The organism is Bradyrhizobium sp. SZCCHNRI20481, assembly GCF_032485055.1.
Classification (GTDB): domain Bacteria; phylum Pseudomonadota; class Alphaproteobacteria; order Rhizobiales; family Xanthobacteraceae; genus Bradyrhizobium.
Genome location: NZ_JAUEUE010000024.1, coordinates 36310 through 50368, shown reverse-complemented (window position 1 = coordinate 50368; position 14059 = coordinate 36310). Strand labels below are relative to the sequence as shown.

The 14059-nt window shown below is 64.2% G+C and carries 6 protein-coding genes; 3 read left to right on the top strand and 3 right to left on the bottom strand.

Annotated elements, in window-relative coordinates:
* Nucleotides 1-31: 31 nt before the first annotated feature.
* The 3 genes from QX132_RS30850 to QX132_RS30840 form a co-directional block, all read right to left on the bottom strand.
* Nucleotides 32-1063, bottom strand: a complete 1032-nt coding sequence (locus QX132_RS30850; RefSeq protein ID WP_315783821.1) for a hypothetical protein — start codon at nt 1061-1063, stop codon at nt 32-34.
* Nucleotides 1064-1581: 518 nt separating this feature from the next.
* Nucleotides 1582-3816, bottom strand: coding sequence for an adenylate/guanylate cyclase domain-containing protein (locus tag QX132_RS30845; protein ID WP_316163648.1), 2235 nt, complete (start codon nt 3814-3816; stop codon nt 1582-1584).
* A gap of 107 nt (nt 3817-3923) precedes the next feature.
* Nucleotides 3924-10220, bottom strand: a complete 6297-nt coding sequence (locus QX132_RS30840; RefSeq protein ID WP_316163647.1) for a VCBS domain-containing protein — start codon at nt 10218-10220, stop codon at nt 3924-3926.
* Between the two features lie 606 nt (nt 10221-10826).
* Between QX132_RS30840 and QX132_RS30835 the strand changes: the two genes are divergently transcribed.
* From QX132_RS30835 to QX132_RS30825, 3 genes are all read left to right on the top strand, one after another.
* Complete coding sequence (locus QX132_RS30835; RefSeq protein WP_316163646.1) at nt 10827-11588, top strand: transglutaminase-like cysteine peptidase; 762 nt, start codon at nt 10827-10829, stop codon at nt 11586-11588.
* 197 nt (nt 11589-11785) lie between these two features.
* Nucleotides 11786-12535 (top strand): ABC transporter ATP-binding protein, encoded by a 750-nt coding sequence (locus tag QX132_RS30830; RefSeq protein ID WP_316163645.1) that lies wholly within the window; start codon nt 11786-11788, stop codon nt 12533-12535.
* Nucleotides 12532-14058, top strand: coding sequence for a permease (locus QX132_RS30825; protein ID WP_316163644.1), 1527 nt, complete (start codon nt 12532-12534; stop codon nt 14056-14058). Before QX132_RS30830 ends, QX132_RS30825 begins: the two co-directional genes overlap by 4 nt.
* Nucleotide 14059: the final 1 nt, after the last annotated feature.

The following is a 14059-nucleotide window of genomic DNA, read 5'->3' as shown; positions in this document are numbered from 1 at the left end:
GGGCTTCCTCTTCAGCACGATAGCCAATATTTCATTTCCCGAAGGCGCCCGAGTCAAATTTGTAGGAGGCCTGGAGAAAGCCGCCGTACCGCTCGTAGCTGAAGGTCGTGGGCGACCCCGGGACTCCAGGAAATTGGGTGGTCCCACTGGTCGTCCGGGCGTACCAATAGCGGCCACCGACGCCGACGCTGAAATTTCTCGTCACGTCGTATGACACAATGCCCTCGAGCTGGTAGCCCCAGCCATTTCCAGATTGCGGAAGCGGATTGATGTCGGGCCGCAGCCAGTGATTGTCGAATCCGCTCAGCCGGACATAGGGCAGAACGGCGCCATCGAGGGTGACGTTCCAGTTCTGGCCGAGCTTGAAGACGCCGTTCAAACCGACACGGAGCGAATCCCAGTTCTCGGTCTTGCTGAGCACCAGCACGCCCCCCGCAACAGGATCGAGACCACAGATAAACGGATTGGTCGCGACCTGGATACATCCGTATGCGTTGACGGTTTCGTAGAAATGGTTGTAGCCGATGAAGCCGCCGACCTTGAACGCCGGCCCTCTCCAGAAATTGTAGCCGGCGTCGATCGTGCCGTACCAGAGCCTGCCGCTGTTCACGCTGCTGTCCGTATTCGAGTACGGAATGACGGCTGGCGGGAAGTCTTCGTCGTTGAGCCTGCCGCTGAAGATGTTGCCACCGCCCGCAAAGCCCTTTGCGAAGAAACCCAGACTGTGATCGGCCCTAGCGAACCCCTCGCCGGCATGGCTGTTGAGATTCTTGTAGGTCAGCAGAGAATTGGTTTGGCCAGCGACGAAAGGATCGCCCAACGTGTAGCGGGTGCGGCCCGAACTGTAGAAATAGCGGGCGCCGACCTCGAACTCCCACAGCGACACCGGCGGAGGCGGCGCCTTGACCGGGAGATCCGCGGCCGACACCGCGCCGGCCCCGAGCACACAAGCCACAGCAGCGATGAGGCTGCCCGCAACTGGTAGAGTGAAACGCTTGATCGCACCCCGTGCCGGCCTGGCCTGCGTCAAACCAGCCGCACTCCTGTCCTCAGAAGACTGCATCGATGCCCCCCTCTGCAGCTCTTTCTATCTTGAGTAGAGGCATGCTACAAGTTCGCGCAGATTCATGCAATCGACGCCACATGACACAAGTTGCTTCTTATCCCCCTGTTGCAACCTCGCAACAAACGCAATGCGCTCGACGCCTGCTCGATTGCGCTATCCTTGTACCAGTCCCGCGGACTGGAGCGCGCTATCGTTCGGTCAAGCTCGTCATCCTGTCGCTCGCATTCATCGGCAAGCTCGCGGCGGTGGACGCCCAGACATCATCCAATGGGCCTGGAAACCCCTTCGTCCCATCGTCATCGAAGCACGATGCGGGCAAGCTGCCGCGTGCCAAGCGAAGCCTCCCGCCACGGCATTCCCCCCGCCCCGTCCCCCGCACGGAAGAGCGCAGCAAGCGTTGCCCGCCCTATTCGGCTTATGTGGTCTGCAAGTGATGAGCATACTCATCGCGCCGGCACCGAACCTGGCAAACGAGGCCGCCGCGACATGATGCGAACTCGGGAACGGAGCACCTGCTACTTCGTCAGCAGTGCGTACGCCCCGTTCCAATCCTCGGGCGGCGGATTGACCTTGTAGTTGCGGATGCGTGCGTCATAGAGATCATAAAGCTTGGCCAAGTCCTGTCCCTGGTCGCTCTTGCGGCCGCGCTCGATCGCGGCCAGCGCCCCTTCCCAATCGCGGCTGCGATAGCTCGCCAGCATCTCGATGGTGAGGTTGCGGAGCAACTGGAAGCGCTCGGAATACATCACGTCCTCGCGGCCCGTGATGGCGTAGATGACTTCCGGCTCGCTCTTGCCCTTGACCATGATGAAGTCGAGCTCGAGGATCGCGAGCTTGTCCTTCACCGCCATCGCAGTCGCCGAGCCGACGATGATCGGAAAGCCGTACTCCTTGGTCTGGCCCTCCAGGCGCGAGGCGAGGTTTACGCTGTCGCCAAGCGCCGAATAGTTGAACTTCAGGTCGGAGCCCATGTTGCCGACCACGCCGATGCCGGTGTTGAGGCCGATTCCGACCTTGAGCGGAATATAGACGTGGCCGCCATGCTCGGCCTCCTGCTCGCGTTCGCCGTTCACCTGATCGATCCGCTCGAGCATGTCGAGCGCCGCTTCGCAGGCATTTATCTGATGATCCTTGTCGGCGAGCGGCGCGTTCCAGAACGCCATGATGGCGTCGCCCATATATTTGTCGACATAGCCCTTGCGAGCGATGATCGCGTTGGTCAGCGGCGTAAGGAAGCGGTTCATCAGTTGTGTCAGGCCCTGCGGATCGTGCTTGTAGCTCTCCGAGATCGTGGTGAAGCCGCGCACGTCCGAGAACATCACCGTGATCTCGCGCTCCTCGCCGCCCAGCGTCGGCGGCGATTGGGCAAGCTGCTCGACCAGCACCGGCGACAGATATTGCCCGAACACCGAGCGCATCTGCCGACGCTGGTTCTGCTCGCGGACGAAGTTCGCGAAGATCAGCGTCAGATAGATCGCCGTCGTCGACAGCATCGGATAGGTGAAGTCGATCAGCAGCCGATGCTGGGTGTAGAAGTACCAGGAGATCCCGAGCAGAGCGGCCGCGAACAGCGCCCCGACCACCACGAGTGTGACGGCGCCGAGTTGCGGCGCGAAGACGATCACGAGCAGGCCGAGAAGGAGCGCACCGAAGAACTCGGCCGGGAGTCCCCAATAGGGCGGCGTCAGAATCGCACCGGTCAGAGCACTCTCGAGCACCTGAGCATGCACCTCGACGCCCGGCATGGCCGGAGAAATCGGCGTGGTCTTGATGTCGTTCAGGCCGGTGGCCGATGGCCCGATCAGCACCAGTTTGCCGGCGATCTTCTCCGGCGGCACCCGACCCTCCAGAACGTCAATGGCCGACACGTAGATCGATGGGTCACTCTCGGCATAATGCAGCCAGAGCTGCCCATTCGCGTCGGTCGGAATCTGTACAGCACCCAGACCAAGACCGATGATGCCACTCTTGTCAGTCCTGATCCGAATCGTATCCGTGCGGGTCGCGACCCGCAGCATCTCGAAGCTCAGGGAAGGCATGATATCCCCCTGAGCCAGCATGATCATCGGCACCCGGCGAATGATGCCATCGCGCTCCGGTTTGATGGTGAACAGGCCGCGACCAGCGGCCGCATGCTCGATCACGGGGACGTTGCGCAGCAGCCCGGGAAAATTCCACATGAATGGCGTTGCATCCTGGCTGTGGCCCAGCGTCGCGATGCCTGTCACAGGCAAAGTCTTGTCGAGGCCTGCACGAGCCTCAGGACCACCGGATTCGCCGAGCACCACGCGCGAGCGCTTCAGCGCGTCGGCGAGCACCTGGTCATTGGATGGCAATATCCTCAGCTTCTCGCGCGTCGGCTCGTCGAGATTTGAAAAAGTCTCGGCCGCGAGCCCGGGATTGAGCCGGTCCGGCTCGGCAAACACGACGTCGAAGGCAATTACCACGGCGCCGAGTCGGGTCAGAGTGTCGATGATCTCGGCGATCCGCGTGCGCGGCCAGGGCCACTGACCGAGCTTGGGATTCGCGAGACTCTTCTCGTCGATATCGACGATGGTCACCGGCCGCAGCGTCTTGATCCGCGGACTCAGCACCTGGAAAGTATCGAAGGTCCGGACGCGCAGCTCCTGCACCAGGGCAGGGTCTGCCACACGCAACGCCGCGAAGCCGATCAGCAGCAGCAGGCAGATCATGCGCGCATAACCGAACTTGCGCGCGAACCACCGAGGAACTGCTCTCAATCGTTTCATGCAGCATCCGATATCACGCCGAAGCCGGCGATCCGAGTCGTCCGGTTATCCCGACCGCGTTCCGCTCGGCGACGCCGCCGTCCGCATCGCGCGGCGGGCGCGCGGGCTCAGACGAGGTGAAAACCGTCGTGATGCGCCTTGAACTGCTCAAGCGTCACCCCCTTGAGGGTGAGCGTATCATGCGCCGCATCGGTGATGATCGTATCGTGGCCGCCATTGGCGGACTGCGCCGACGCCACGAGCGCAGCGACGCTGGCGAACAGCGAGTGATCGATCTCGACGATGTCCTTGTTGACGTCGAAATCGCCGATCGTGGCGCTGCCGAAATGCGGGTTGAAGACGAAGGTGTCGTTGCCGTCCTTGCCGAAGATCGTCACGCCACCGCCGACATTGACGAAATTGTCGCTCTGGTCCGTGCCGTTGACCGTCGATGCACCATTGCCCGCCAACGTGACGGTCAGTGCCTTGGTCGCCGTGCCGCCGTGGCCGTCGCTGACCTTCGCCTGATAGGTGATGGTCAGCGTGTCGCCGGAATTGAGGAAATCCAGGTTCACGTCGGCCGGATGATATGTCCAGTGCAGGACATCGGAGCCGCCACCGGAGCTCGTGCTGTCGAAGGTGATCGCGTGGGCATCGGCCAGCGCCTGGACGTGGGCATTCGAAGGCAGGCTCAAAGAGCCATTGTATTTGATCACGCCATTTTCGACCACCGAAGCGGTCAGCGTGTCGCCGACATCCCCGTCGAGCACCGTCAAGGTGCCGGACATGCCGCTCGCCAATTTCACCGGCTGATCCGGGATGTAGCCCGCCGAGACGTTGTCGAGCTCGAACGCATTCTGGCTGCTGGCAAGCACCACCTTGTTGAACGGCGACAGGCCGAGGAACTCGACATAGCCGTTCGAGGCCAGCGACGTCTGCCCGCCATTGGCGAGCAGCGGCGCGACCTCGCTGCCCGAGTAGGAGGCGACCAGCTTGTTGCCGTTGTAGAAGGAGATGCTGTTGTAGCTGTCGACCGAGCCCCAATACAGCCCGAAGCTGTTCTTGACGCTGTCGAAGGTGATGGTCTCCTGGGCGTGGCTGCCGATGCTGAGATAGTTGGTCTTGTCCACACCGTCGACCATGTAGGGCGCCGCCGACACCGGCGAGGAGCCGTGCACGATCCCCGCATTGCCGCTGGCCGTGAACCTCGCGTGCAGCGCCTCGCTGTAGAAGCTGCCGTGGCCGCGCCCGTTATCGGAGATGTTGCCGGCCGACACGCGATCGAACGTTTCGGTCGGCAGGCCCTCGGCATTGGTGCTGGCGGTGCTCGCGAGCACCCTCGCCTGCTCGGCCAGGATGACGGTCTGGACCGTCGGGTTCGTTTCACCTGTGATGACGGGCGCATCCTCTGCGCCGTTGACCGTGATGGTGACGGGCACATCGACCACGACGCCGTGACCGTCGTCGATCGCGACCGTGTAGGTCAGCGTGACATGCTCGCCGACACCGAGATAGTCGAACACCTTGTCATTGGCAGCGAAGGTCCAGGCCTGCGATCCCGCACCACTGCCGGATTCTGTGAGCGAGCCGAGCGACAGCCAGCTCTTGAGCACGGACAGATCCGACGGCAGCCCGTGGTCGTTGCCGGAGGTCGCGACGCCGGTCACCTTCAAGACATGCGCATCGGTGATGTCCGCATCCTCGAAAGCGATCGCGCCGCTTACAGTGTCGAGCAGATCCGAGCCGGACATCGCCGCGCGCTCGGCGATTTCGGCCGCCTGCACCTCGCTCGTCACGACCGGCAGGTCGTTGGTCCCGGTGATGTTGACGACGATCGTCGAGGTCGCGCTCTTGCCCTGATGGTCGTCGAGCGTCACCGTGGTGGTGACCGTGACGGTCTGGCCGGCGCCGAGGAAATCGAGCGAGCCGTCGGTGATGGCATAAGTCCAGTCGACCTTGCCATCGTTGGCGTTGCCGCCCTGGCTCAAGTGCAGCGCCTGTTCCAGCGCTGCGATCTGGTCCGGCGTCAGCTGACTCGACAAATCTTTCTGCTGATCGGCCGCAGTCCAAGTCACGCTCTGCGCCCCGATCGATGCGGTTGGCCGATCGGTCAGGTCGACATCGGTGAACTTGACGCTGCCGGCGACGCTGTGCTGATCGGACGACCCTGTTTGCGCGGTCGCTTCGGTGATTGTACCGGGCCGGCCGGAATCCGCGATCACAGGCGCCGTGTCTTCGGCCGTCAGCGTGATCAGCGTTCCGTCATGCCCGTCATTGCTGCCCGCGAAATGCAAGTCGCTGAAGTCGCCTTCGAGCGTCAGGGCAATGCTGTGCCCTTGGCCGTCGATGACGGTAAGCACGCCCGTCTCGGCATCGTAAGACGCCGTTGTCGCCTCGCTCCACTTGATCGTCTGCAGATCGATCCTGTCGTCGACGCCGAGGCCGGCGATCTTGGCGGAGAAGCCGGCATCATCGATGACGAGTTCGCTGCTCCCCTCGCTGCTGAAGTCGATCGTCTGGTCCACGTGACCATCGACCGTCAGCGTTGCGCCGGCATCGACCTTGATGATCCCGGAGCCTTCGACGTCGCCGGCGATCTCGAACTTGCCCGCCGTGATCTCGATCTTGCCATAGTTGAAGATCGTTCCGCCGATGCCGCTCAGCCCGCTCGCGGAGATCGTGCCGTAGATGTAGAGCGTGCCGTCATGACTCACCTTGGTATCGGCAAGGTCGAGGATCGCACCGAGGTCGACGGTGCAGACGCCGAAATTCCAGACGTCCATTCCGGACAGGGTCACATCGTTGCCGGCGATCTCCAGCGTGCCGACGCTCCGAATTTCCAACGTGCCGCCGGTGAGCGTCGTGCTCCCGTCGAGCACCAGGATCGATTCCACCGGCATCTCACCATCCTCATCGATGATGATCTGACCGTCCGTGTTATCGATAGTAACGTTGTCGAAGGTGGTCGCAGCCGCGGTCTCGACATGCACGATGCCGTGGTTGACGAGATCGCCGCCGGTGATCGTGCTGTCCTCGATCAGCAGCAGCGCGCCGTCGTCCACCTGGACAGTGCCGCCGTTGTCGACGCTGACGCCGATCAGTGTTGCGCTCTCCTCTGCAGCGACCTGAAGCATCGAGCCGTCGCCGATGGCGATATCGACGTCGGTCAATGACGCGCTGCCCTTGACCGTCAGGATGGCCGTGATCTCCGCGAACGCGCCGGTCTCGCCGATCAGCAGCGTACCACCCGCGACGGCGCTGCCCTCGATCGTGCTGTCGCCGTCGACGGAGATCGTCCCTTCGTTGCTGACAGCGCCGCCGGCGATACTCGTGCCGCTCAGCGAGAGTGCACCGCTCAGCGCAATGGTGATCGCGGCAGCGTTCGCATTCGTGATCGTCTCGTCCTCGAACGCATTGCCGCTGCCGGACACGGCGATCGTCTCGAAATTGTCGAGCGTGCCGCCGCTCAACGTGGCGTGGCCGGTCAGGGCTATCGTTCCGCCGGACTCGTTGGTCAGCGTGCCGCCAGTGATATCCGCATGCGACAGCGTCAGGGTCGCGGAGCCCTCGACCGTGATATTGCCACCCGCATTATCGATACTGGTGCCGCCGTTTAGCGTAAGCTCACCATCGGCCTCGACATCGATCAGGCCGGCATTCGTGACGGCTTCGTCCGAGAGGGTGTTGCCGCTGCCGGAGACCTCGATCGAGCCGAAATTTTTCAGCTCGCCATCACTGATCGCGGCTCCGCCCTTCAGAACGAGCAGGCCGTTGGCAGGTTGTGGTGCCTCCCCGCCGCTCTCCAACGTTCCGAAGTTCTGAACGATCGGCGCGCCCTGGATGACGATGGTGCCGCCATCGATACTGCCACCATCCAGAGTCAGCGTCGCGCCGAGGTCGACCTCGATGAGACCGGAGCTGTCCTCATCGGCGTTCGCAACGTCGCCGTGCACGGTCAGCGTACCGCCGGACAGCTCGATCGTTCCGGTGTTGACGATGCCGGCGTTCGCCCCGAAGACGCCGCCGCCAGCCAGCAGCACGGTGCCGGCATTGTGCAGCTCGCTTTGCTCGAGAATCTGCGCCGAGCCGCCGACGGTGATCGTCGCACCCGAGAAGTTGTAGATGCGCGAGTCGGCCTTTGCCGTCAGTGCGCCGCTGATCGTCAGCGTGCCGTTATTGTCGAGCTCCGGAACGGCGCCGCCGCCGAAATCATTCAGCGTGACCGATTTGGCGTAGGCGTAGGCGTCGTCATCGATCGTCACCGGAAAGGCCGGCGTCAGGCCGTGCAGCTGATCGGTGATGATGATGATGACGTCATCATCGGTGGTCGGAGCCAGGCCGGTTGCCCAGTTCGCGCCGTCGCTCCACAAATGAACCTGGCCGCCGCTGCTTTCGCCGGGCTGGGTCGTGGCGATCCAGACCACGGCCGGATCGTCGGTGCCGGTGATCGTCACCGTGATCGTCTGGGTCGACGTCGCGCCATGCGAGTCCGTCACGGTCACCGTGTAGGTGAGCGTCACCTTCTGACCCGCGGGAATGAAATCGGCGACATAGACCGGTAGGTTGGCGAAGCTCCAGTTGATCTTGCCGGTGCCGCTGCCGGTGCTGTCGGAGGCCAGGGATGCCGTCAGCGCCTGCTCGAACAGCGCCAGTGGCGCCGGCGGAATGCTGCCGCCTTCAAGAACCGCGCCGGTCAGCTTGGCCGACACGCTATGGGTGTCGGTGAGGTCGACATCCTTGAACGTCAGCGTGCCGGAGGTCGGGTCCTCGGAGGTGAGCGGCCCGCCGGGCACGCTGGTGCCGCCCTCGAACGCGATGGTCGGGACGTTCGCCGTGATCTCGGGCTTGTCGTTGGTGCCGGTCACCGTGATCGTGATCGGCACCTCGGTAAACTCGTTCGACGGCGCGAAATTGTTGTCGACGCGCACGACGTAGGTCAACGTCAGCATCTCGCCCGCGGCCAGAAAGTCGAAGTAGTTGTCGGGAACACTGTAGCTCAGCATTGCCGAGCCGAAATTCTTGTTGGTCGGATCCGGCACCACCGTGATCTTCACGGCCGTCGCCATGACGTCCTGCAACTGCAGGGCGTTCAGCGATGCCGTGACGTCGGCCTGCTGCGCGCTCTTGAACGCATAGGACTTGAAACTCACCGAGACCGTCGGCCGGTCGATGTTATTGACATCGAGGAAATTGACGCGGGTGAGGACGGTGTCGAGGTCGGCGCCGTTGCCCGTCTGACCGGCCCGCTCGGCCAGACCGAAGGTCGTGGTCAGCCGGCCGCCGGCGTCGAGAATCCTGACCTCCGGCGCACCCGGAATGTGCGACAGCTGCTCGGACGTCGAGCTCGTCGTGGGGGTCGAGCCCGTATTGTCGGTCACCTGATAGGTCGGCGTCGCGCTGGTGCCATTGGGCAAGGTCAGCGGCGTCAGCGTCTGCGGCACCCCGATGTCGGTGAAATGGGTTGTCGACTTCGGATTGGTATTGTCGGTGAACTTCAGCGTGAAGACGTCGTTGATGAGCTTCTGGATGTCCGGCGTGAGCGGGACAGCGCTCTGATTCACGATTCCGTTGCTGATCTGGATCTGCTGCCCGGCCTGATTCACCACAGCGATCGGCTGCAGCGTCGTCTTGTCGAACAGCACGTAGGAGCCGGTGCGGCCATCGGGCTCGACCAGCACCTGGAACTTGGCATCGGGCAGACCGCCCTGCCCCGGCACCGTGAAGTCGATCTCGACCAGCACGGCGGTGCCGCGAATGCCCATGGTCGCCACGGGCGTGTCGACCTTCATGTCGCCGTGCTTGGCGGTCTCGCCGGCCACGAACGAGATCGTGCCGGCAACGAGGCTGATCAGCGAGGAATTGTTCGACCCGTTGGGGTCGTACACCATTTCATTCAGCACCATCCGCGCATTGGACGACAGGCCGAACACGGTGCCGTCGATGAAGGTGATGCCGAGCGTCGAATCCGAGCCGGACTGGACCACGTCGCCCTTCTCGACGTTGTCGCCGTTGTGAAGGAGGATCGAAACGCCGTTGCGGATGACGGTCGCGGTGCCCTGCAGCTTGGTCACATGGCCGATGACCTTGCTCACGCTCGCAGCCGCCCCGGCTTGGCTGACCTGCACCGCGCCGGAGAGCGCATTGACGAGGTCGCCTGTCAGATGCGCGCCGTCCGGCGAGGCCAGCGGCGCGCGTTTCTCGCCCTTGAAATAGTCCGGCAGCACCATCTCGCGTCCGTCGGACGACAGGATCAGGTCGAGACCAGACCGCTTGAAATCGGCATTGAACAGAAAATGCGCGTCCGGAACGACGATGGCGTCCGTCGGCGCATGGGCATGCGGTGCCTCCAGCCGCACGTGACCGTGCGAAGAGGCGCCCCGGCCTTCGGAGAAAAGCGCGGCGTCAGAATTGCCAGCGTAATTCACGGGGCCACCGACTATGGTTAATGAATACATAAGAATGAGTGTTCAAGGCGTGCATATCACTGGCAAGTGTCTGGCGGAACCACCTTCAGCTTGTGCTTCAGGTGGCCAAAAACGGCGACTTCCGCGGGATCGCTACGATGTTGTCGAGTTTTCGCCCTCTTTAAAGCTGGCGCCGGCCGAAATCTGCCAAGTCAAAATTCGCATCGCTTCAGAAAACAAAAGTAATTCCAAGTATTCATAAACCATCCAATACCTTTGCCGACATCAACATCCGCACCGGCTTACCCCTGACAACGGATTTCAAGTGGAGGACTGCGGGTGGGAGAACAAGAATCGGCGAATTGCATCAATTTGGCAGGAGCTGCAGCTGAGTTCGAAGCACAACTTCACCGCGAACCCTCCTGACCTTCGCGACCCTCGCTCAGCTTTCGCTAGGATTTGTCGCATCGGAGCAACACAACGTTCAGCGTAAATCCTGCGATTTGGTCGCCGGATTGCCGGTTTTAAGCAGAGGCCAAGCCTCCGCACCCATGCTGACCCCCAACAAGCATCCGGTTCCGTCAGGCGCTGCGTCGCGCCGGCCGAGATCCGGGCACGGGGCGTCACATGAATTTTCTCGCGCTGATGCGCGCATCGCTGGCGGCCGCGGCCGCCAGCGCCGCCATGTGGATCGGCAGCCCAGCGAGCGCCGGTCCTGTCGCGCAGCCATTGGGGCTTGCAGCCGCCATCGAGGATACGGCGGAACCATTCGGCCTGCCGCGGGTCGGCCTGGAGGCCGGCGCGTTGCGCGACAAGTGGTTGACGCTCGCGCGCAAACTCGAAGACGAGCGCGTGCAGCTTGCGCTGTGCGATGGCGACCGCGAGCGCTGCGTCTCCCCCGCCGCCCTCAGCCTGCTGGCGATCATCGATCAGGGCCGTATCCGCGCGGGACGGGCCAGGCTCGGCGAGATCAATCGCGCGGTCAATCTGGCCATCCGGCCGGCCAGTGATCTCGCGCAATATGGCCGGGTGGACGTGTGGGCCTCCCCTCTCACTACGTTCGAACGCCGTGCCGGCGACTGCGAGGACTACGCGATCGCCAAGTTCGTCGCACTTCGGATGGCTGGCATTGCCTCCGACGATCTGCGGATCGTGATCCTGCACGATGTCGTCCGGGGCGAGGATCATGCCGTCGCGGCGGCGCGCCTCGACGGGCATTGGCTCATGCTCGACAATCAGCGCATGGCGATGATCCAGGACAGCGATGCGCGGCAGGTGCGGCCGTTGTTCGTGATCGACGAGACAGGAATCTCCCGGTATCAGGCCTTGCCCCTGATGGCGGAGGTCCGGGCGCTGTCGCCTGAGGGGACGGCTTCCGTGAACCATTGACGATCGCCGCATCGTTGCCGCGCGCCCACAAATCGAGACGTGGCCGGGAGTTCGCGGGACGAGCATGGCAGGAATGCGGACAGTGTGCCGACGGAACCGGCCGGCACCGAAGGACACGATGCGGCGGCTCGTTCACCGCGCCGCAACGAGTTGCATCCACATTGCAGACGCGAACCGATCGAGGCGATAGTGCCGTCATGACCCCAGGCAGCCCCGCCCTCGCCGTGCGAGGATTGACGAAGTGTTTCGAGCGGCCGGCGGTCGATGCACTCGACCTCGTGGTGCGCTCGGGCGAATTCTATGCACTGGTCGGCCCGAACGGCGCCGGCAAGACGACGACGCTGCGCATGGTCGCGGGCCTGCTGCGCCCGGATGCCGGGCGGATCGAGATATTCGGCATCGATGCGCTGCGCGACCCGATCGCGGCCAAGCAGGTGATGGCCTGGGTCTCCGACGAGCCCATGATCTACGACAAGCTCACGCCGCTCGAATATCTCGAGTTCGTCGCCGGACTGTGGGGCATCGATCCCGCGACCTCGAGTAACGCGGCAACCGAACTTCTGGCCTCGCTCGGGCTGGAGCCGCATCTGCACGAGCGCTGCGAAGGCTTTTCCAAGGGCATGCGCCAGAAGGTGGCGCTCGCCGGCGCGCTGATCCACGACCCGCGGCTGATCATCCTGGACGAGCCGCTGACGGGCCTGGACGCGGTGTCGGCGCGGCACGTCAAGGGCCTGCTCGCCGATCGCGTCCGCCGCGGCGGCACGGTGATCATGACCACGCACATTCTCGAAGTCGCCGAGCGCATGGCCGACCGGATCGGCGTGATCGCCGCCGGGCGCGTCGTCGCCGAAGGCACTCTGGCCGAGCTGCGCCAGCAGAACGGACGCACCGACACCAGCCTGGAGGAGCTGTTCATCGCGCTGGTCGACGTCGAGTCCGCGGCATGACGCGGGCGGCGACGCTCGCCTGGTTCGCCCGTCACGAGCTCAGGCTCGCCTGGCGGGAATGGCTCGGCATGATCACGGCCGGCAGGCGCCGCCGCACGCGGGCCGCCGTCATCGGTCTCGTGCTGTTCGGCGCCCTCATGCATCTGCCGGCCTGGGTCGTGGTCGGTCGCTACGCCGATCTCGAGCTGCCGCTCGACAAGACCGCGCTGATCGTCATCACCGCGACCATCATGCTGTCCTGGGCGCTGATGCTGTCGCAGGCGATCGAATCCGTCACCCGCGTGTTCTACGCGCGCGCCGACCTCGATCTCATCATGTCGTCGCCGGTGCGGTTGGCCGAGATCTTCTCCGTTCGGATCGCGGCGATCGCGCTCTCCGTGACCAGCATGGCGCTGCTGCTCGCGACGCCCTTCGTCGACGTGCTGCTGATCGAGGGCGGCGCACGCTGGCTCGCGGCGTTCGTCGTGGTCGCGGCCGTCGGCCTGTCGGCGGCGGCGATCGCCATTGCGATCACGATCGTCCTGTTCCGCCTGATTGGCCCGGCGCGAACGCGGCTGGTCGCCCAGATCCTGGCCGCCGTGATCGGCGCCGGCTTCGTCATCGTGCTGCAGATCGCCGCGATCGTGTCCTACGGCACGCTGTCGCGCTTCGCCGTGCTCACCTCGGATGCCGCAGCCGCCATCGCGCCCGATCCCGACAGCATCCTTTGGCTGCCGGCCCGCGCGGCGCTCGGCGACGGCCAGGCGCTGCTGATCCTGCTGGCCGCGGGCCTGCTGTTGCTCGGCGTCGTCATGATGGTGTTCTCGCCGCGCTTCGCCGACACCGCGATCAGCGCCGCGGCCCAGGGCATCTCCAGCCGCGCCGGCGCACGCGTCAGGTCGTTTCGGGGCGGCTCGCGGCAGCAGGCGCTGCGGCGCAAGGAGTTCATGCTGCTGCGGCGCGATCCCTGGCTGATCTCGCAGACGCTGATGCAACTGCTCTATCTGGTGCCTCCGGCGCTGCTGCTGTGGCGCAGCTACTCCGACAGCTCGCAGGCGGTGTTCCTGATCACGCCGGTCGTCGTGATGGCGGCGGGCCAGCTCGCGGGCGGCCTCGCCTGGCTCACCATCTCCGGCGAGGACGCGCCCGAACTGGTGGCGACGGCGCCGCTGCCGGCGACGCGCATCGTGCGCGCCAAGGTCGAGGTCGTGCTGATCACGATCGCGGTGATCTTCGCGCCTCTCGTGCTCGCGCTCGGCTGGGTCGCGCCGGCGCAGGCGGTGATCACGGCCGTTGCCGTTCTGGTCGCGACCGTCTCCTCCACGGCCATCCAGCTCTGGTTCCGGATCCAGGCGCGGCGCAGCCAGTTCCGCCGCCGCCAGACCTCGTCGCGGCTGGCGACCTTTGCCGAGGCGTTCTCCTCGATCGGCTGGGCGGCGACCGCGGCACTGGCGCTCGCGCTGCCCGAGGCAGCCATCGTCTGCGGCCTGATGACCGCGGGCCTCTTGCTCGCAGCCTGGAAGCTGAGGCCGGCACGAACCTGAA